We start from the raw sequence: 18,765 nt of genomic DNA, 5'->3' as shown, positions 1-18,765 counted from the left end.
AAGCTTTCTTCATGATTATCAATTGTTAGAGCGGTGTTGTCGTCAACAGAGACATCAAGCTTTTGTTTAGCAACATCAACACCAATCATCTGCAATTTTTTGATAGGCGCTGATTGAACCTCTATAGGGTCTGACATAATAATTACCTTTAGCACTCATTCTTGTAAAATACGGAATCACAACGTGTTCCTGACAACTGTTCGAGTTTTAAAAAGTAGGCTGAAGCGATCTTTGCTGCATGACGATGTTATTAAATACACCTAAGTCGTGTCGGTCTACCTCAGCCTTTTTTCACTAGAATTCCTATTCTAATGAAAACGCGTTAAGTTGCTTGGTTTTAATCATACAAGTCGTTGAACAGGAACAGAAATCCTGCCTCATTTGCGGGTCATATTTCATTCCCGTTCCTTAGTTTCATTATGCCAGCGCGCATAACCAACCTTGTCGGGTCTGGCGCATTCGGATCTGTTATCATAACCGGTTCAATGGCGGCATTCCCGCGGCCATTCGCGTTAATAAAGAGCCTTTGTGAACACTGTTGAATTCTCAGCTTTACCGTTAAACCCCGCCCTGCTTGATAATATTGAATCCCTCGGTTACAGCCAATTAACCCCGATCCAGGCAGCAAGCCTGCCGCTTATTCTTGAAGGCAAGGATGTCATCGCGCAGGCCAAGACGGGTAGCGGCAAGACGGCTGCTTTCGGTATTGGCCTGCTGTCGCGATTGGATCCGAGCAGTTTCAGAGTGCAGGCGTTGGTGATTTGCCCAACCCGGGAACTGGCCGACCAGGTATGCAAGGAAATCCGCAGGCTGGCCCGCTTTACTCAGAATATCAAGGTACAGGCCTTGTGCGGCGGCGTGCCGTTTGGGCCGCAGGTCGGTTCGCTGGAGCATGGCGTGCATATTGTTGTCGGTACGCCCGGGCGATTGCAGGAGCATCTGCGCAAAGGCAGTCTGCGCTTAAGCAATCTCAAGATGCTGGTGCTGGATGAGGCGGACCGGATGCTGGATATGGGCTTTGCAGAGGCCATTGCCGATGTCATTTCCTATACGCCGAATCACAAACAAACCATGCTGTTTTCCGCCACTTATTCCGACCCGATACGGGAAATGAGCCGGCATTATCAGTATAAGCCTGTGACGGTCAGTGTCGAGGCTCATCATCTTGACAGCGATATCGAGCAACGCTTTTACCAGACAGCGAAAGCGCGCAGAGCCCATGCGCTGGGCTATCTTCTGGCCTACCATCGGCCTGAATCGACAGTGGTTTTCTGCAATACCAAAAAAGACTGCCAGAACCTGGCTAATGAGCTTCAGGCAAGCGGCTTTTCCGTTCAGTGCCTGCATGGCGACCTGGAGCAAAAGGACCGGGACAAGGTCTTAGTGCGCTTTGCCAATAAAAGCTGTTCCATCCTGGTGGCCACCGACGTGGCCGCCCGCGGCCTGGATATCAAGGATCTGCAAGCGGTAATCAATTATGAATTGCCTTGGGACCCTGAAGTGTATGTGCACCGGATCGGACGTACCGGGCGTGCCGGGAAAAAAGGTCTGGCGCTCAGTTTATGCACGGAACAGGAAGCCATGCGGGTAAAAGCCATTGAGGATTACCAGAATGCGCCGGCGATTTGGGATGAAGTGGCGCCTTTTCAGATGCGGCACGAACATCGGTTCGAGCCGCCCATGGTGACATTGCATATAGACGGAGGGCGCAAGAATAAAGTGCGTCCGGGCGATATTCTGGGGGCATTAACCGGCGAGGCAGGCCTGGCGGGCAGCGAAGTCGGCAAGATTGACATTTTTGATCTGCAATCGTTTGTCGCTGTCAAACGAGGCAGCGTTGACAAGGCGCTGGCGCGATTAAAGGCAGGAAAGATAAAAGGGCGCGGTTTTAAGGTGCGTAAAGCCAGTTGAGAGGCCCGCGGATTGGGACGGCAGGCCGGGGTTTCGCTAAAGCGTCAGCCCGGCCTGCATAAATCCTGATTTCGCCCGAAAGTCAGGCGGCTGTTTAACCCAATCCCAAGCGTATGGACGCGACTACCAAAAGTCACGCCGCCCGTTGAAAGTCAGGCGCGGCTTCTGGCTTGGAATTGTCCTTTACTCTGTGTGCTTGCCGGTCGGCGCGGCGGATTTGAATTTCTGCCGGGGCGCGCTCCGCGCGGTTTTGCAGGCGGTTCGGGGGGCGCGACTTCGGACGCTTCAAAGCCGGCAATCTGTTCGCGTTTGATAGGCTTGCCGATCAGTTTCTCAATAAGCCGCAGGGCGCTGTACTCGTCATGCGAGACTAATGAGACCGCTTGGCCTTCCTCGCCGGCCCGCCCGGTACGTCCGATTCTGTGCACATAATCGGCCGGCGCGCGGGGCAGTTCAAAATTGACTACGTGCGGCAGCAGCGCAATATCGATGCCGCGTGCCGCCACATCGGTCGCTACCAGCACGCGCAGTTCACCGGCTTTAAAGCCCGCCAGTGCGCTGGTTCTGGCGCCCTGACTCTTGTTGCCATGAATGGCGGCGGCTTTGATATCGGTTTTGTTGAGCTTTTCGGTCAATCTATTGGCGCCATGTTTGGTGCTGGTAAACACGAGCACTTGCCGCCAGTCGTTTTCTTTTATCAAACGGCAGAGCAGTTCCGCTTTCTGGGGTTTGTTGACGGTGTAGACGATTTGTTCAACCAGTTCGGCGGCTGTATTGCGCGGCGCCACTTCGATTTTTACGGGATTGACCAGAAGACCGGTCGTGAGCTTGCGGATATCGTCGGAAAAGGTTGCCGAAAACAGCAGGTTTTGCCGTTTTTTCGGCAGCAGTGCAATGATCTTGCGGATATCGCGAATAAAGCCCATGTCCAGCATGCGGTCGGCTTCATCGAGCACCAGCGTTTCGACTTTATCCAGTTTGACCGCATTCTGGTTGACCAGGTCCAGCAGGCGGCCCGGCGTCGCCACCAGCACATCCACGCCGCCCCTTAAGCGCATCATTTGCGGATTGATTTTAACGCCGCCGAAAACGACTTCCGACTTCAGGCGCGGATGCAGGTGCGCGCCGTACTTGGCGACAGACTCGCCGACCTGGGCGGCAAGTTCCCGGGTCGGGGTCAATATCAACACTCTTATCGGCCGGTTGGCGCCATAAGACTTTTCTGATAAGCGGTGCAGGATGGGTAACGTAAATCCTGCGGTTTTTCCGGTGCCGGTTTGCGCGGCGGCCAGAAGATCGTGGCCTTTCAGTACCGCAGGAATGGCCTGTGACTGAATCGGCGAGGGTCGGGTATAGCCGGCCTCGGCAATGGCGCGCAATAGTGGATCGGATAAGCCGAGAGTGGAAAATGACATAGTAAAAGTCTCAATAGAGGGCTGATAGTGATATGAGTCTTGCAGCCTGGGTAAAGGGGATAATTCTAATAAAAACGCGTCAAGATAATGATGATTGCAGTCAACTTGTTCTCGACGTTTCGAGTGACGGGGTTAATGACGTATCGTTACGGTGATACTCGTGGTGTTAATGGCGCCCCGAGGCGGATTTGAACCACCGGCCTGTCCCTTAGGAGGGGACCGCTCTATCCAACTGAGCTATCGGGGCAAAATAAAAACAATTTTACCATAAGCGGAGGATTTAATGCTTTTTTGTTCTCGTTCCAGGATAAAAAGGTAATGCTCGAAGCCTTCCTGTGACGGATTAGCAGATTTCCACACCCGTTTATTGTCAAGGGTGAAGGATTATACCGAAATCAAAGGGCGGGTAAAATTATCACTTCGGGTTGAGCCGTCCGGGCCATAGGTCATGGTGGTCTGGGACTTGCCTTTGAGAATATGCAGCGAGCGGTTGGTATGGCGGGCCAGGAGTTCGATGCTGGCGCCGTTCTGTTCGTTCAGAGCCCGGCATTCGGCGCAAAGGGACATCAGTTTCGCCCAACTGCCGGTTAATTCGACGTTTGAGAGCCCCGCTGCCTCGGTGCGTTGAAAATAAGCCTGGACGCCGTCCTGATGATTGGGCAGTTGTTCGGTAGCCAGTACCTGGCCCAGTTGTTGGCTGAATTGCTCCAGTTGGGCGACCAGTTGTCTCTTGTTGGCGGCTATCGTGTCGATCAGCTCAGCGTCCTGGATATGCTTTAACGCTTCGGTTTCCTGGGTCAGTTGCTGATGCAGTTGTTCGGCCAACTGCAGGGCATTTAGGATCAGTTTTTCCATGATGGGAAAAGTTTGTTCTATCAGGCTCATGTGCTGTTCTCGGGCGGCAGTAATTTTTCAAACTGAATTAGTTTTTCGGCAATTTTCTCGGCATCGATCGAGTAACTGCCGTCGGCAAGCGCTTTCTTTACCGCCGCGACGCGCTCCATGTCCACGGCTGATGTTGATGATGCAAAGGCCTTTTTTATTTCCTGCGTGGCGGCAGTGATCGCAATACTATCAACTTTTCCGGGCGCCTGGGCGCTTGCTTGCTTGGGCGCCCCGGCTTCGGTTTTAGATGCTGTTTTGGGCGAGGACGGGGGATGCGCTCTGCCCGTGATTGATTCGATAGCCATGTCAAGTTTCTCCGGATTCTGTATCTGCAACTGTTATCGGCGCAATAGTATAAAACTTTAATATTTAATGGGCCGGATTTAATGATTGACGGAGACCCGTCCCGGCTCGATAACGGTAGCACGGATAATGCGTCCGGAATTCTGATTCTTGACCCGGATCAGCTGGCCCTTGATGCCGTCCATCATGGCCTGGCCGTTCATGCGTATGTCAAAAGACGGCTGTGTGGCGCTGATGATGACTTTGTCGCCTCTCTTGATGAGCTTGGGTTCAACAAAATTTTTCGCGTTGAGCACGGCACCGGCCGGCATATGACGTAATGCCTGTTTGTTTTCAATCTGTTCCGGTTGCGTGACAAAATTCTCGTTGAGCCGGGAAACGTCTCTTTTCTCGAACGACAAGTGCCCGCGGGTAATGATCTCATCCCGTTGCACCGGCTGGGTCAAGACCAGGATGCGCTGATAAACCTTGATCACGGCCGCGACGAAAATAGACCATTTTTTATCGGCATTGCAGCGCACGCCGATTGAATTCCGGCCCGGCTTTATGACGTCGGCCGTGGTGAAAGTCTCCAGCGGCTCGGTACAGGCCGGCAATTGCAACAGGTTGTCGAGCGGCAACAGCTCGACCTCGTATTCGGCCTCGGTGTTTATATGCCGGGCAATATGATCGTTGACGCGCCCATAAATGGACTCGTGCGATTGAAACGACTCGGCCGCATGGCCGGGTGTCACTAGTGCAAAGGCCAGGGTCAACGTGGCCGTTATATTTTTAAACATAATTAAGCGTCGGATTCATGACTTAAACAGGAATTAAGCAGGATTGATGCCAAGTAAGAACCTGTATTTTCCCAGCTTCGCTGGCCGGGCGCGGCAATTTATTGACGCCGTCTCTTTTCGGTTCGATTCCTTATATATGGCTGTTGCAGGGCGGCCATTTTTTGCCGGGTAGCCTGTTTTTTTAATGCCCAGACCGTCCGGAGACGAATATAGTCGCCGAAAGCCAATTGTTATCTTTATGATTTTATTGAATTAATTGTGTCTTGGTATGCGCTGTGCTTTGGTATTAAGGCAAGCAATTGGAGGTAACCATATGGCTATAAATTTTGATAAGGCGCTCGGCATTCATCCTCAGGCATTGGCTTTGCGGGAAAGGCGTGCCGAAATACTGGCCGCCAATCTGGTCAATGCCGATACACCGGGATACAAAGCCCGCGATCTGGACTTTCAGTCGATTTTGAACCAAAGCATGCCGTCACATCCGGTGATGGAGCGTACCCAGCCGGGACATTTCGCCCCCGGGCAGCAATTGTTGGGCGCGCAGTTACTGTATCGCAATCCCAATCAGGTTGCCCTGGACGGCAATACCGTCGAGGCTCATGTCGAGCAGGCCAAATACGCCGAAAATGCGGTGCAGTATCAGGCCAGCCTGGAGTTCATCAACAAGAAATTCTCGGGCTTGATGTTGGCCCTGAAAGGAGAATAAACATGTCGTCTTTTCGCATATTCGATATCGCCGGCAGCGGCATGAACGCGCAGTCGTTAAGGCTGAATCTGGTCGCCAGCAATATATCGAACGCCAACAGCGTCAGCAGCAGTACCGATCAGGTTTACAAATCCAGGCAGCCAGTGTTCGCGGCCGAGCTGAAAAATGCCCTGGACCAGAACGATGGCGCCAGCAAGGTCAACGTGCTGGGCGTGGTCGAGAGCCAGGCGCCGGCGGTCATGGAATACGCGCCGCATCATCCCATGGCGGATCAAAATGGTTACATCTACAAGCCCAACGTCAATACGGTCGAGGAAATGGCCAATATGATGTCGGCTTCGCGTTCCTACCAGAACAACGTGGAAGTCTTGAATACGGCCAAGCAGTTGATGTTGCAGACATTGAGAATGGGACAGTAAAGGAGAATAGCACATGGGTATCGGAATAGACACGATCAAGGCCTTGGGCCTGTCCGGCGCGGAACCGGCGCCGGCAAAAAAACAGGCGCTGGGCCAGGAGGAGTTTCTGAAGCTGATGACCACCCAGTTGACGCATCAGGACCCGTCAAAACCGATGGAAAATGGCGACTTTCTGGCGCAAATGGCACAGTTCGGGACGGTCTCGGGGATTCAGGATCTCCAGAGCTCGTTTAAAAGCTTCGCCGAATCGATCAGCTCGGACCAGGCATTGCAGGCCTCCAGCCTGGTCGGCCGATGGGTTTCGGCGCCGTCCAGCCAGGGCTTGCTGTCCGCGGGCGGCGACATCAAAGGCCAGCTGGAACTGACCGGCAGTTCAGCGAATGTGGCGGTAAAGATCGTCGATGCCAGCACCGGCGAAACCATCAGAAACCTGTCGCTGGGCAGCCATTCGCAAGGTACGGTGCCATTTGTCTGGGATGGCATGGCCGAGGACGGCCTGCCGGCGAATCCGGGCGTTTATAAAATCGAGGCGACCGGGACGATTGACGGCAAGAATACGGCTTTGGCCACGCAGGTTTATTCGAAAGTAGACAGTGTCGTGCTGGGAAATGCCCAGCAGGCCATGCGCGTCAACCTGCAGGGGTTGGGCGCGGTCGATTTTAATCAGATTAAGCAGATTTTGTAGGATTGGAGAGCAAAAATGACTTTTTTTACGGCAATCAGTGGCTTGAATGCGGCCTCTAAAAATTTAGCGGTAACGGGAAACAACATCGCCAATGCCAACACGACCGGATTCAAGCAATCGCGGGCGGAATTCGCCGATGTCTATGCGTCCAGTGTCGGCGGCGTCAGTAAAACCCAGCCCGGAACAGGGGTGCGTGTCACCAACGTTGCCCAACAATTTTCGCAAGGCAACATCAATGCCACGGGCAATAACCTGGACCTGGCGATTAGCGGCGAAGGCTTTTTCTCGCTCGGCACCGATGCGACATCCGATCAGCCCTCCATTTACACGCGCTCCGGTGAATTCAAGCTGGATAAGGATGGCTATGTCGTAAACAATCAGGGCAATTTTTTGATGGCCTTCAAGCCGAACGGCACGACCGTCGCCGACGGCTTCAGCTCGGGCGTTTTTCAACCGCTGCGAGTCAATGCCGAGCAGGGCTCGCCCGTTGCCTCCTCGGCGCTGGCTGTCAGCGCCAACTTACAATCGACGCAGACGACGCCGGTCAGCTCGCCGGTCGATCCCACTAATCCCGATTCCTATAATCATGAGTCATCGATGACGATCTATGACTCACAAGGCAATTCCCATATCGCCAGCACTTATTATGTCAGCCAGAGCCCCGGTACGCCCAACACCTGGGAAGCGTATCTGTTTATCGACGGCAAGCCATTTAATGTGGACGGCTCACTTGCCACCCTGCCTCTGGACGGCAGCCAGACATCGATAACGATGACTTTCGATACGGCCGGAAAACTGACTGCGCCGCTCGGGCAGACCTCTTATGGCGCCATAGCGTCCACCGACATAGATCCTAACCTGAATGTCGATGATTTGGCGTTTTCCGTGGATTTTACCGGCACGACCCAGTTCAGCAGCGTGTTCTCGGTCAATAATCTGGCGCAAGACGGCTTGCCTGCCGGCAATCTGACCGGCATCAGCGTCAGCGATGAAGGCATCGTATTCGCACGATTCAGCAATGGCGGCTCGACGCCTCTAGGCAAGGTCGCGCTGTCGCGCTTCGCCAATCCGCAAGGCTTGACCAAACTGGGCGACTCGACCTGGGCGCAAAGCGCCGATTCCGGCGAGCGGGTTCCGGGCGAGCCGGGAAAAGGCAGCTTCGGCACCATTCAGTCAGGTTCGGTAGAGGCTTCCAACGTCGACCTGTCCGAGCAGCTGGTCAACCTCATCATCGGCCAACAGGCTTATCAGGCCAATGCCCAATCCATTTCGACCGAAAATACCATTACCCAGGCGATCTTGAATATCCGTTAAACACTAGGGTAGGGGAGCCGTTATGGACAAAAGCCTGTATATCGCCATGAGCGGCGCCAAGCAGACGCTGCTGGCGCAAACGACCAACGCCAATAATTTGGCGAATACCCAGACCACGGGATTCAAGTCCGACCTGGAGCAGTTCCGAAGCCAGCCGGTGTTCGGCGCGGGGTTCCCGACGCGCGTCTATGCCATGACCGAGCGTCCGGGAACCGATCTGTCGGCCGGCGCCATGCAGACCACGGGACGCGAACTGGATGTGGCGATAGAAGGCGAGGGCTGGCTGGCCGTCCAGAGCGCCAGCGGCAAGGAAGCCTATACCCGGGCCGGGGACCTGCGCGTGACACCCGAAGGCATGCTGCAGACCGGCGCCGGTCTGCCGGTTCTGGGCCAGGACGGGCCGATCGCCATTCCGCCGTCGCAAAAACTGACCATAGGCAAGGACGGCACGCTCAGCATAATCCCCCTGGGCGCCAATGCCAGCGCCATGGTCGAGCTTGATCGCATCAAGCTGGTCAAGCCGGCGCCTGACAATCTCGAGAAGCAGGCCGACGGCCTGTTGTATATCAAGGACGGCACGGCACCCGAGGCCAGCGCCGAGGTCAGCCTGGTGCAGGGCGTCCTGGAAGGCAGCAATGTCAATGCGATTGCTGCCATGGTGGACATGATCGAGCTGGCCAAGAATTTTGAATTGCAAACCAAGGTGATGAAAAACGCCGACGACAACGCCGCCGTCAGCGCCAAACTGATGCAGATGGCATGAACAATGCATTAACTCGGATAGAACAAAATATTGTCACTTAGGAGACTATCATGACTGAACGCGCATTATGGGTCGCCAAATCCGGTCTGGACGCCCAGCAGACCCGCATGGCGGTCATCGCCAACAACCTGGCCAACGTCAATACCACGGGCTTCAAGAAATCCCGGCCCATCTTCGAAGACTTGATTTATCAAAACGTCAGACAGGTCGGCGCGCAGTCCACCCAGAACACGCAACTGCCGACCGGCTTGCAGCTGGGCACCGGCGTCAGGACCGTCGCCACCGAGAAACTGCATACGCAGGGCAATATTCAGCAGACCGAAAATTCGCTCGATGTTGCCGTCAATGGCCGGGGCTTTCTGCAGATCCTGATGCCGAACGGCGATATCAATTATACGCGCGACGGCTCGTTGAAGCTGGACTCCCTGGGCCAGCTCGTGACCTCGGGCGGTTTGATGCTGGAGCCGGCCATTACCGTGCCCGAGGACGCGATCAGCATCACCATCGGCCGGGACGGGACCGTATCGGCCCTGCAGCCCGGCAATGCCACGCCGGTCGAGCTGGGGCAAATCCAGCTGGCCGATTTCATCAATCCGACCGGCCTTGAACCGGTCGGCGAAAACCTGTACCGCGAATCGGTCGCCAGCGGCACGCCCATCATCGGCACGCCCGGCGAGGATGAATTCGGCACGTTATTGCAGGGTTCGCTGGAGACCTCTAATGTCAACGTGGTTGAGGAACTGGTCAGCATGATCGAGACGCAGCGGGCCTACGAAATGAATTCCAAGGCGATTTCGACCACCGATCAGATGCTGTCCTTTGTGACGCAACAACTGTAGACAGGTGCGTGAGATGAGACAAAAAATCCAGCTGATCGCAGCCGTTCTGACGCTGCTGCCGGCCTGTACGCCGCTGCCGCCCAGGGACCCGGCCTTTGCCCCGGTGCAGCCGGCCGATTTAAGGCCGCCGGTGCAGAATACCGGCGGCATTTATCAGGCCGGATACGACATGCGCCTGTTCGAGGACTATAAGGCCATGCGGGTCGGCGATATTCTGACGATCAGGCTAACGGAACGGACGCAGGCGAAAAAGAAAGCCGATCTCGATACCAAGAAGGATACGCGCATGAGCGGTTCGGTGCCGTACCTGTTCGGCATGGCGGCCGAGTCGCTGCTGGGCAGCGACATGAAAACCGAAGTGGATTTTGCCACCGAATTCGAAGGCGAGGGCGGCGCGAATCAGAGCAACAGCCTGAGCGGCGATATTTCGGTGACGGTCGTGGAAGTGCTGCCGAACGGCAATTTAAAGGTGCGCGGCGAGAAACGCGTGACCTTGAACCAGGGCGATGAGTATGTCAGGTTGTCGGGCATCGTCAGGCCGGTCGATATCGATACCGCCAATACCATCTCGTCGGACAAGGTCGCCGATGCGACTATTATGTATACCGGCAGCGGCGCCATGGCGGACGCCAGCAGGATCGGCTGGTTTTCACGCATACTGCAGAGCCCCTGGTTCCCATTCTAAGCGGGCGGGCGATTATGAAGCTAATAAAAACCATTTCTCTGACGCTGCTGGCCCTGTCCTGCACGGCGCCGGCCTGGGCCGAGCGCATCAAGGATATCGCCGCTATCGAGGGCGTTCGGGTTAACCAGCTGATCGGTTACGGCCTGGTCGTCGGTCTCGATAAGTCCGGCGATAAAACCCGGTTTACCGGCCAAAGCGTGCGCAGTATGCTGGCGCGTCTGGGGCTGACCCTGCCGCCCGGCATCGATCCCAAAGCCAAGAATATCGCCGCCGTGGCTGTTTCGGCGGAGCTGCCGCCATTCGCCAAGCCCGGCCAGCAGATCGATGTGACCGTGTCCTCGATCGGCGATGCCAAGAGCCTGCGCGGCGGCACGTTATTGCTGAGTCCGTTGAAAGGCGCGGACGGCCAGGTTTACGCGATGGCGCAGGGTAATCTGGTCGTGGGCGGCCTGAGCGCGTCGGGCCGGGACGGCTCCAACATCACCGTCAACAACCCCGGCGTCGGCCGCATCCCTAACGGCGCCACGGTTGAGCGTACGGTCAACACGCCGTTCGCCGACAGCGACAGCCTGGTGTTCAACCTGCATACGCCGGATTTCACCACCGCCAACCGCATGGCCGAATCCATCAACAACATGCTCGGCGGCAACACGGCCAAGCCCATCGATGCGACATCGGTCCGGGTCAGGGCGCCGCGCGATCCGGGCCAGAAGGTCACGTTCGCGTCCATGGTCGAGAACATCAACGTCGCGCCCGACGATGCGCCGGCGCGCATCATCGTGAATTCGCGCACCGGCACCGTGGTCATCAACAGCAAGGTCAGGGTACAGCCGGCGGCCGTGTCGCACGGCAGCCTGACCGTGACGATCAGCGAGAATCCGCAAGTCAGCCAGCCGAACGCCTTCTCGTCCGGGCAGACGGCCGTGACGCCGCAGTCCAGCATCCGGGTGGAGGAAGAAAAAAATCACATGTTTGTATTTAATCCCGGCGTTTCGCTCGATGAAATCGTGCAGGCCGTCAATAATGTGGGCGCCGCGCCCAGCGATCTGGTGGCTATCCTGGAAGCGCTGAAAACGGCCGGCGCCTTGCGCGCCGAACTGATCGTGATCTAGAGAGGTTGTCATGCAGAACGTCAATCATGCTGATGTTTATACCGATTTTAACGGACTGGCGAAGCTGAAAAACGAAGCCCGGAAAGAATCGCCGGAAGCGTTGAAGGAAACGGCCCGGCAGTTTGAGGCGATTTTCCTGAATAATGTGCTGAAAAGCATGCGCGACGCCAAGCTGGCCGACGGCATCATGGACAATGACCAGAGCCAATTTTACAACGACATGTATGACCAGCAGCTGGCTGTGCAATTGTCGGGCTCGGTCGGCCTGGCCGATTTGATCGTCAAGCAGTTCAGCGACGAGAAACCCGCTAATGAAAAACTCGAGCTTGAGGATTACCTGAACCGCTCGTCCTCGACGCCGAAGTCCATCTCCAGACATGCCAATGCCGCCGACAAACCGCGGGTCCACAAGCACGAAAGCGAGGCGCATCAAGCACTGGAGCGCTTGTTCGACAGTTCCGTCGAAGAAACATCCGAAGCCGCATTAAAGAATGAGCAGGCCCTGCCGATACAGTCGGCACAGGACTTTGTCCGGCAGTTGTGGCCCATGGCCGAGCGGGCGGGGCGGGAATTGGGCGTCGAGCCCCGGGTCATTCTGGCGCAGGCAGCGCTGGAGACGGGATGGGGGCGGTCGCTGATAAAACACGGCGATGGCGGCAGCAGCTTCAACCTGTTTAACATCAAGGCCGATAAAGCCTGGCAGGGCAAGCAGGCGCAAGTGCCGACACTGGAATTCGAGGACGGCATCGCCAAAAAGGTCAATGCCGGCTTCAGATCCTACGACTCGTTCCAGGACAGTTTTCAGGATTATGTGCGCTTTATAAAAAATAATCCGCGTTATCAGAACGCCCTGGAACAGGCGGGCAATGCCGAACATTATGTGCAATCGTTGCAACGGGCCGGCTATGCGACCGATCCGCACTATGCCGACAAAGTCATGCGCATTTACAACAGCAGTACCCTGAACGAACCCGGATTATCCGTGGCAATGAATGATTGACGGCATCCGGGTAGCAGTTAACCCTCAGCAAAGGACACGACTATGACAGGTATTTTAGGCACGGCATTGTCAGGGCTCATGGCCTTCCAGCGCTCGCTGGAAACGACCAGTCATAACATCGCCAACGTCAATACCGAAGGCTACAGCCGTCAGCGTGCCGAGCTGGCGACTAAGCCCGAGCTGTTTTTCGGACCGGGATTTATCGGCCAGGGCGTCAATGTCGCCAACGTGACGCGCAGCTATGACCAGTTCATCACGGCGCAAGTGCGTACCAGCGCCTCGGCATTCGGTGAGGCCGATAAATACCAGAAACTCGCCTCGCAGGTTGACAATCTGATGGCCGATCCCAGTACCGGCCTGAGTCCCGCGATCAAACGTTTCTTCAATGCGGTGCATGAACTGGCCGATGATCCGACCTCGATTCCGGCCCGGCAGGTCATGCTCTCGGAAGCCGAAATATTGACGCAGCGCTTTCATACGATGGACGCGCGCTTTAATGAACTGCGCGCGCAGGTCAATCAGGACATCAACAGCAAGGTCGACAGTATCAATATGTATGCGACGGCGGTAGCCGATCTTAACCAGCGCATCGTGATCGAAACGGGCAAGACCCCGAACGGACAGATGCCCAATGACCTGCTGGATCAACGGGACAACCTGTTGCTGAAGATGTCCGAACTGATCGATATTTCCGTCGTTGCCGACTCAAACGGCGGGCTGAGCGTGTTCACGGGGCAAGGCCAGTCCCTGGTCCTGGGCGGGCAGAGCAATCAACTGGAGGTCAGGCAATCCGAGCTGGACCCCGCCAGGCTGAGCATCGCGATACAGGGCGGCGGTGACATCACCAGGAACATCAGCGGCGGAGAGCTGGCCGGCGCCTTGCGGTTTCGCGATGAAGTGCTGGACCCGGCGCAGCCAAAACTGGGGCGCGTTGCAATCAGCATGGCCACGGAATTCAATGCCGTGCATACGGCCGGTTATGATTTGGCCGGCAATGCCGGGGCTGACTTTTTTTCCGGCATCGATCCTGCCGCCGTGCCGGTCGTAAATGGTGCGGCGAACAGCGCCGGCGCTTCCATCGCGGTCGGCTATTCTGACGTGAGCGCCATGGATTTCAGCGATTATCAGCTGGATTTTGACGGCGCCAGCTATAAACTGACACGTATCAATGATAAGTCATTCCAGACGCTGACACCGGCCCAGCTGACCAACGCCGTGCCCGGCTTGACCATTACGCCCGGCACTGTGGCGGCCGGCGACAGTTTCCTGATCAAGCCCGCATCCCAAGGGGCGCAGTCGATCGGCGTCAACATTACCGATCCGCTGAAAATCGCGGCGGCAACCAATGCCGCCGTCGACAGCGACGGTAACGCCTATGTCGTGAACGGACCCATGCCCGGCGACAACAGGAACGCGCTGGCCTTAGCCGCACTGGAAAACAAAGGCAGCATGCTGGGCGGCGTCAGTACCTTCGCCGGCGGTTACGGACAGATCGTCTCGGAAGTCGGCACCCTGACGCATGCCGCCACGGTCAGCGTCTCGGCGCAGGAAACGCTGCTGAATCAGGCGAAAGGTTCATTCGAAAGTCTGGCCGGGGTCAATCTCGATGAAGAGGCCGCCAATTTGATCAAGTTTCAGCAGTCCTATCAGGCCGCCGCCCAGGTCATTTCCATGAGCGGTTCTTTGTTCGACTCGCTGCTCGGGGCGATAAGGTAAGGAGAGGGTATGAGAATTTCAACATCCTGGGCCCAGCAATTGGGCGTGAACAGCATGCTGGCCCGGCAAGCCAGCCTGTCCAAGACCCAGATGCAGCTGTCAACCGGGCTTAAAGTGCTGACCCCCGCCGATGATCCGGCCGCGGCGGTCAGGGCGCTGGACCTGCAGGAAACGATCGATAAGACTCATCAATACCAGGACAATATTTTTACCGCGCGGGCACGCTTGAATATCGAAGAGTCGGTGCTGGCCGGTTCGGAAGATGTGCTGTTTCGCGCCAAGGAATTGACGATACAGGCCGCGAATGCGACGCTGTCGAGCAATGACCGGCTGGCCATCAAGCAGGAAGTGGATCAGTTGCTGGATGAGTTGGCAGGCTTGGCCAATACCAAGAACGCCAACGGCGAATTCATCTTTTCCGGCGACTTGTCCAGCGTGCCGCCTTTCGCTTACGATTCCGGCAGCCAGAGCTATGTTTATCAGGGCGGCATCAATCAGCGCGTCCTGCAAATCGGCCCGGAGCGGCAGGTAGCCGACGGCGATTTGGGGCTTGACGTGTTCGAGAATATCGATTCGGCCGCCAGCGCGGATGGCAAACGCAGTATCTTCAATACCCTGAAAGCCTTGTCCGACAATCTGGGCGGCGATTTTCAGGCCGCCTCCGGCGCCATCACCGGCGACCGGTTTTTGCGCTACGGCCTGGATTATTCCGCGGCACCTACATCGTTTGATCTGAGCAGCGATGCCGGCGGGCCTGTCACCGTGAGCCTGAGCGGCAACTATGCCAGCCTGGACGAGGTGGTGGGCGCGATCAATGCGACGGCGGGATTGGCCGCGGCCGGCATAACGGCGCGCTCCAGCGGTAATAACATCGAATTTGTATCGAGCACGCAGGGCGCGGCGTCGTCGATAACGATCAATGCCGGTACGGGCGGTTTTTTGACGGATGCGGGCTTTGCCGAGGGGCAAACGGGAACGGGAGCCGATCTGCCGGCAACGAATGTTCTGAATGAACAGCTCAACAACGTCTTGACGGACCTTGATTCGGCCCTGGACAGTTTTTTAAGGGCCAGAACCAGTGTCGGGGCGCGGTTGAATGCCCTGGACGACCAGGAACTGCACAACGAAAAGTTCATCCTGGACACGCAAACGACGCTTTCCGAGACGCAAGACCTCGACTACGCCGAGGCCATCAGCCGGTTTAATTTACAGACGGTATCGTTGCAGGCGGCGCAGCAGGCCTACGCCAAGGTTCAACAGTTATCACTGTTTAATTATCTGTGAAGGCGGGGAGACGGATAGAAGCAAAATCCTGTCTCCCCGATTTTTCAGTTAGCGCTTATCCGTTTTCAGGAACGGGGAAAATGACTTTAGGCTCGAAATTTGCCGCCGGATAGTTCGGGTCGAACTCGGCTTTCTTTCTTTCAGGTTTGGCCGATGATTCCTCGGCAGAGGCCTTGGCGGCAGCTTCTTCATCGATGTAGATAACCTTAGGCTGGAAATTGGCGGCGGGGTATTGCTCGTCATCGCTGGTTGCCGATGCGGTTAATGGACTTAACGCAATCGCTGCAATTGCCGATCCCAAGATAAATTTTTTGTTCATGCTTTGTTAGCCTCCATTGGTGGTATGGCAAGCCCGGCTAAGGCTTAAAAAAGCCCTAAGTATCGGACATTTAACCCTTTATTTCAAGGGGGTATGGGTTATAACAACTGTCTTATCTCCGGGTAATCGTTCATCAACTGCTGCCTGTAGGATTCGATCAGCGCCTCGTTATGGCGTTCATTCCTGGCGATGGGGACGGTCAGTTCCCGCAGGACCCGCATGGGCGAGGCAGACAGGAAGACCAGCCGGTCCGCTAGCGCTATGGCTTCGCGCAGGTCGTGGGTGACGAACAAAACCGTATGCGGGCGCTGCCGCCACAGTTTCAGCAGCAGATCCCGCACCTGCCTCGCTGTCGGCGCATCGAGCGAGACAAAGGGCTCGTCCATCAACAGCAGGTCGGGATCGACGGCAAACGCGCGGATGATGGCGACCCGGCGGCTCATGCCCAAGGACAGGCGTTCGGGGTAAACATGCTGCGCCCGGGTCAGCTGCATGGTCTCCAGCAAGGGATCGATCTGATCCGGCGATTGAGCGCTGTCCAGCGCCAGTTCAATGTTTTCTCTGACCGTTCGCCAGGGCAGCAGACGCGGATTCTGGAACACATAGCCGATTCTGGGGTGCGTGTGCTGCGAACCCAGCAGAATCTCGCCGTCATAATCATGATCCAAACCGGCGGTAATATTCAGCAGCGTTGTCTTGCCGCAGCCGGAAGGGCCGACCAGGCAGACGAATTCGCCGGCCTTCATCGACAGGTCGAGATTGGCGATGGCTTGATGTTTCCCCGCCTGGCCTATGGCCGGATAAGTTTTGCTGTTGATGCGGATGCGGATGTCGGTCATCGGCGCCACCGCAGCGATTTTCTATCCAAAGGCTTCAGAATCACCAGTTCTATCAGTTGAATGACGGCCACGAAGGCGATCGTATAAGCCAGAATGCCGGCCACGTCGAACAGCTGGAAAAACAAATGCAGCTGATAACCCATGCCGTTGCCGCGACCCAATAATTCGACCACCAGAATGATCTTCCAGATCAACGCCAATCCTGAGCGCGTCGCGCTCATGACAAACGGGTGCAGTTGCGGCCAGATCACATGCGTAAAGGTTTTACGCCGGCCGAAGCGGTAGCAGCGGGCCATTTCCAGCAAGTCCTGGTCCAGCGCCCGGGTGCCTTCGCGTATGGTCACGGTGACGTTGGGCAGCTTGTTGATGACGACGGCCAGAATGGCGGCCGATTCGATCAGGCCGAACCAGACATAGCACAGGATGATCGTGACCAGGGCCGGAATGTTCAGGAAAATGACCAGCCAGTTGTCGAAGAAGGCATCGAGCTTTTTATGCCGGCCCAAAACGATGCCGAGCGCGCAACCGAGCAGCATGGCGATGGTGAAACTGACCACGAGGCGGAGCAGGGTAACGCCCAGGTGATAGGGCAGTTGCCCCGAGACGGTCTCTCGCCAGAAAACATGGGCTACGGCTTTCGGTGCCGGCAGCACGCTGCTGCTTAAATAAACGGCCAGCCCCTGCCAGAGCGCCAGAAAGGCCAGCAGGGACAGGGCCGGCAGCAGTTTTTGACGACTATTCAAATGCCCGGGCCTTTTATTGTTCAATCGACCAGAAGATGCCCGGCTGCAGGCTTTCCGAATCGCCTGTCAGCTTATTATTGCTTAACGTGCGCAGCATTGCATAAAGGCGGTCGGCCGCTTGCTGCTGAGGTTCGCCCCATTGCTCGATGCGGCCTTCGCAGTAACGCTGCCTGAGCTTATTTTGGGTTGGCGTGTCTTTCGCCTGGGTCAGCGGAATGACTTTCTGCCAGACGGCATCGGATGTACAGAGCCGGTTTTGAGCCTGCTGGCTGGCGGCCAGGAAATCGTTGACCGCCTTCTTATGATTCATGGCCCAGCTTTGCTTGAACACATAACCGAGACTGGGCACTTCTTCATCGATGCCCAGCGCTTTGATCATGCCTTTGCCGTCGATGATTTGACGGTAGCCTTGCGCTTCCAGCCGGGCGGCAAAATGCCAGTAATTGAGCACGGCGTCGATGCGGTTTTGCTTGATCTGCTGGTTCAACAAGGGGGGAGCGCCGAAGACTTTGTCTACTTGAGCATCTAAATCCAACTGCTGTTTTTGTGCCAGCGCCTGCAACAGCAACCAGTTTTTATCCAGTTCGCCGCCGGCAATGCCCAGGCGCTTGCCTTTCAGATCCTTCAGTGTCTGGATGGGGCTGTTATCGGCCACGACCAGGGCGCCCGATGTCGAGGAATAGGGGTAAAACGTGTAATCGGAGCCGGTCGCGCGCAGTTTCGACACCCAGATCCAGTCCGAGACGATCATGTCGACGGCGCCCGATTGCAGCGCGATTTTACCGGCCTCGGGATTGGCCAGCCGCTGTATGTCCAGTTTAAAATCAGCCGATGCCGTTTCAGGGGCGTTTTGCAGCGCCGACAATTCCCAGTCGACAGTCCCGAAGGCAAGCACGCCGATCCGGATCGTGGTCTTTTCAGTAGCGAAGCTGTGACCGGATACCAGCATGCAGAGGCCGATAAACAAGGCATTGAGTTTCATGGCGTCTCTCCCGATATGAATTAAAAATCTTGATATTCTATCTGCATGCGGGATTTCATGCGAGGT

The 18,765-nt window shown here is 56.2% G+C and carries 20 protein-coding genes and 1 tRNA gene; 12 read left to right on the top strand and 9 right to left on the bottom strand.

Annotation, left to right across the window (positions count from 1 at the left end; genetic code table 11):
* Window positions 1–528: 528 nt before the first annotated feature.
* Complete coding sequence (dbpA, locus tag EK22_RS06005) at window positions 529–1,911, top strand: ATP-dependent RNA helicase DbpA (protein WP_036248928.1); 1,383 nt, start codon at window positions 529–531, stop codon at window positions 1,909–1,911.
* A 152-nt stretch (window positions 1,912–2,063) separates the two neighbouring features.
* Here the strand turns inward: dbpA and EK22_RS06000 are convergent, their stop codons facing one another.
* The 5 genes from EK22_RS06000 to flgA form a co-directional block, all read right to left on the bottom strand.
* The gene (locus EK22_RS06000; protein ID WP_036248925.1) at window positions 2,064–3,326 is read right to left on the bottom strand and encodes a DEAD/DEAH box helicase; all 1,263 of its coding nucleotides are present in this window, start codon (window positions 3,324–3,326) and stop codon (window positions 2,064–2,066) included.
* A 170-nt stretch (window positions 3,327–3,496) separates the two neighbouring features.
* Window positions 3,497–3,573 (bottom strand) — tRNA-Arg (locus tag EK22_RS05995).
* A gap of 137 nt (window positions 3,574–3,710) precedes the next feature.
* A complete protein-coding gene (locus tag EK22_RS05990) occupies window positions 3,711–4,211 on the bottom strand; it encodes a flagella synthesis protein FlgN (RefSeq protein ID WP_036248922.1) in 501 nt (166 codons plus the stop codon).
* Window positions 4,208–4,516, bottom strand: coding sequence for a flagellar biosynthesis anti-sigma factor FlgM (gene flgM, locus EK22_RS05985; protein WP_020157952.1), 309 nt, complete (start codon window positions 4,514–4,516; stop codon window positions 4,208–4,210). The genes EK22_RS05990 and flgM overlap by 4 nt, the downstream gene beginning before the upstream one ends.
* Window positions 4,517–4,594: 78 nt before the next feature.
* The gene (flgA, locus tag EK22_RS05980; protein WP_036248919.1) at window positions 4,595–5,293 is read right to left on the bottom strand and encodes a flagellar basal body P-ring formation chaperone FlgA; all 699 of its coding nucleotides are present in this window, start codon (window positions 5,291–5,293) and stop codon (window positions 4,595–4,597) included.
* Window positions 5,294–5,606: 313 nt separating this feature from the next.
* Between flgA and flgB the strand changes: the two genes are divergently transcribed.
* The 11 genes from flgB to flgL are packed head-to-tail and all read left to right on the top strand — an operon-like array spanning window position 5,607 to window position 15,816.
* Entirely contained in the window at window positions 5,607–5,999 is a 393-nt protein-coding gene (gene flgB / locus EK22_RS05975) for a flagellar basal body rod protein FlgB (RefSeq protein ID WP_020157949.1), read from the top strand.
* Between the two features lie 2 nt (window positions 6,000–6,001).
* Window positions 6,002–6,418, top strand: a complete 417-nt coding sequence (flgC, locus tag EK22_RS05970; RefSeq protein ID WP_020157948.1) for a flagellar basal body rod protein FlgC — start codon at window positions 6,002–6,004, stop codon at window positions 6,416–6,418.
* A 13-nt stretch (window positions 6,419–6,431) separates the two neighbouring features.
* The gene (locus tag EK22_RS05965) at window positions 6,432–7,103 is read left to right on the top strand and encodes a flagellar hook assembly protein FlgD (protein WP_020157947.1); all 672 of its coding nucleotides are present in this window, start codon (window positions 6,432–6,434) and stop codon (window positions 7,101–7,103) included.
* A 15-nt stretch (window positions 7,104–7,118) separates the two neighbouring features.
* Window positions 7,119–8,417 (top strand): flagellar hook protein FlgE, encoded by a 1,299-nt coding sequence (gene flgE, locus EK22_RS05960; protein ID WP_020157946.1) that lies wholly within the window; start codon window positions 7,119–7,121, stop codon window positions 8,415–8,417.
* Window positions 8,418–8,439: 22 nt separating this feature from the next.
* Window positions 8,440–9,180 (top strand): flagellar basal-body rod protein FlgF, encoded by a 741-nt coding sequence (flgF, locus tag EK22_RS05955; RefSeq protein ID WP_020157945.1) that lies wholly within the window; start codon window positions 8,440–8,442, stop codon window positions 9,178–9,180.
* Window positions 9,181–9,230: 50 nt separating this feature from the next.
* Window positions 9,231–10,019, top strand: coding sequence for a flagellar basal-body rod protein FlgG (gene flgG / locus EK22_RS05950; RefSeq protein WP_020157944.1), 789 nt, complete (start codon window positions 9,231–9,233; stop codon window positions 10,017–10,019).
* A 13-nt stretch (window positions 10,020–10,032) separates the two neighbouring features.
* On the top strand, window positions 10,033–10,704 hold the full coding sequence (gene flgH, locus EK22_RS05945; protein ID WP_020157943.1) for a flagellar basal body L-ring protein FlgH: 672 nt from the start codon (window positions 10,033–10,035) through the stop codon (window positions 10,702–10,704).
* Window positions 10,705–10,718: 14 nt separating this feature from the next.
* On the top strand, window positions 10,719–11,816 hold the full coding sequence (locus EK22_RS05940) for a flagellar basal body P-ring protein FlgI (RefSeq protein ID WP_020157942.1): 1,098 nt from the start codon (window positions 10,719–10,721) through the stop codon (window positions 11,814–11,816).
* A gap of 10 nt (window positions 11,817–11,826) precedes the next feature.
* Window positions 11,827–12,816 (top strand): flagellar assembly peptidoglycan hydrolase FlgJ, encoded by a 990-nt coding sequence (flgJ, locus tag EK22_RS05935; RefSeq protein ID WP_036248917.1) that lies wholly within the window; start codon window positions 11,827–11,829, stop codon window positions 12,814–12,816.
* A gap of 42 nt (window positions 12,817–12,858) precedes the next feature.
* Complete coding sequence (gene flgK, locus EK22_RS05930; protein WP_036248915.1) at window positions 12,859–14,532, top strand: flagellar hook-associated protein FlgK; 1,674 nt, start codon at window positions 12,859–12,861, stop codon at window positions 14,530–14,532.
* Between the two features lie 9 nt (window positions 14,533–14,541).
* A complete protein-coding gene (gene flgL / locus EK22_RS05925; RefSeq protein ID WP_036248912.1) occupies window positions 14,542–15,816 on the top strand; it encodes a flagellar hook-associated protein FlgL in 1,275 nt (424 codons plus the stop codon).
* A gap of 55 nt (window positions 15,817–15,871) precedes the next feature.
* On the opposite strand, the gene EK22_RS05920 is transcribed toward flgL, so the two are convergent.
* The 4 genes from EK22_RS05920 to EK22_RS05905 form a co-directional block, all read right to left on the bottom strand.
* Window positions 15,872–16,135: a hypothetical protein gene (locus tag EK22_RS05920; protein ID WP_020157938.1), complete on the bottom strand. Its 264-nt coding sequence runs from the start codon at window positions 16,133–16,135 to the stop codon at window positions 15,872–15,874.
* Between the two features lie 98 nt (window positions 16,136–16,233).
* A complete protein-coding gene (locus tag EK22_RS05915) occupies window positions 16,234–16,974 on the bottom strand; it encodes an ABC transporter ATP-binding protein (RefSeq protein ID WP_036248909.1) in 741 nt (246 codons plus the stop codon).
* A complete protein-coding gene (locus EK22_RS05910) occupies window positions 16,971–17,717 on the bottom strand; it encodes an ABC transporter permease (RefSeq protein ID WP_036248989.1) in 747 nt (248 codons plus the stop codon). Before EK22_RS05910 ends, EK22_RS05915 begins: the two co-directional genes overlap by 4 nt.
* Window positions 17,718–17,730: 13 nt before the next feature.
* Window positions 17,731–18,699, bottom strand: a complete 969-nt coding sequence (locus tag EK22_RS05905) for an ABC transporter substrate-binding protein (RefSeq protein ID WP_036248906.1) — start codon at window positions 18,697–18,699, stop codon at window positions 17,731–17,733.
* Between the last annotated feature and the right edge of the window lie 66 nt (window positions 18,700–18,765).

Source organism: Methylobacter sp. BBA5.1, from assembly GCF_000746145.1.
GTDB lineage: Bacteria > Pseudomonadota > Gammaproteobacteria > Methylococcales > Methylomonadaceae > Methylobacter > Methylobacter marinus.
This window is presented reverse-complemented; position numbering and strand designations above follow the sequence as displayed.

What these genes read in the sequence shown, in the direction of transcription:
- EK22_RS06000 (WP_036248925.1), bottom strand. Translation starts at nt 3,326, where the DNA reads ATGTCATTTTCCACTCTCGGCTTATCCGATCCACTATTGCGCGCCATT.
- EK22_RS05990 (WP_036248922.1), bottom strand. Translation starts at nt 4,211, where the DNA reads ATGAGCCTGATAGAACAAACTTTTCCCATCATGGAAAAACTGATCCTA.
- flgM (WP_020157952.1), bottom strand. Translation starts at nt 4,516, where the DNA reads ATGGCTATCGAATCAATCACGGGCAGAGCGCATCCCCCGTCCTCGCCC.
- flgA (WP_036248919.1), bottom strand. Translation starts at nt 5,293, where the DNA reads ATGTTTAAAAATATAACGGCCACGTTGACCCTGGCCTTTGCACTAGTG.
- flgB (WP_020157949.1), top strand. Translation starts at nt 5,607, where the DNA reads ATGGCTATAAATTTTGATAAGGCGCTCGGCATTCATCCTCAGGCATTG.
- flgC (WP_020157948.1), top strand. Translation starts at nt 6,002, where the DNA reads ATGTCGTCTTTTCGCATATTCGATATCGCCGGCAGCGGCATGAACGCG.
- EK22_RS05965 (WP_020157947.1), top strand. Translation starts at nt 6,432, where the DNA reads ATGGGTATCGGAATAGACACGATCAAGGCCTTGGGCCTGTCCGGCGCG.
- flgE (WP_020157946.1), top strand. Translation starts at nt 7,119, where the DNA reads ATGACTTTTTTTACGGCAATCAGTGGCTTGAATGCGGCCTCTAAAAAT.
- flgF (WP_020157945.1), top strand. Translation starts at nt 8,440, where the DNA reads ATGGACAAAAGCCTGTATATCGCCATGAGCGGCGCCAAGCAGACGCTG.
- flgG (WP_020157944.1), top strand. Translation starts at nt 9,231, where the DNA reads ATGACTGAACGCGCATTATGGGTCGCCAAATCCGGTCTGGACGCCCAG.
- flgH (WP_020157943.1), top strand. Translation starts at nt 10,033, where the DNA reads ATGAGACAAAAAATCCAGCTGATCGCAGCCGTTCTGACGCTGCTGCCG.
- EK22_RS05940 (WP_020157942.1), top strand. Translation starts at nt 10,719, where the DNA reads ATGAAGCTAATAAAAACCATTTCTCTGACGCTGCTGGCCCTGTCCTGC.
- flgJ (WP_036248917.1), top strand. Translation starts at nt 11,827, where the DNA reads ATGCAGAACGTCAATCATGCTGATGTTTATACCGATTTTAACGGACTG.
- flgK (WP_036248915.1), top strand. Translation starts at nt 12,859, where the DNA reads ATGACAGGTATTTTAGGCACGGCATTGTCAGGGCTCATGGCCTTCCAG.
- flgL (WP_036248912.1), top strand. Translation starts at nt 14,542, where the DNA reads ATGAGAATTTCAACATCCTGGGCCCAGCAATTGGGCGTGAACAGCATG.
- EK22_RS05920 (WP_020157938.1), bottom strand. Translation starts at nt 16,135, where the DNA reads ATGAACAAAAAATTTATCTTGGGATCGGCAATTGCAGCGATTGCGTTA.
- EK22_RS05915 (WP_036248909.1), bottom strand. Translation starts at nt 16,974, where the DNA reads ATGACCGACATCCGCATCCGCATCAACAGCAAAACTTATCCGGCCATA.
- EK22_RS05905 (WP_036248906.1), bottom strand. Translation starts at nt 18,699, where the DNA reads ATGAAACTCAATGCCTTGTTTATCGGCCTCTGCATGCTGGTATCCGGT.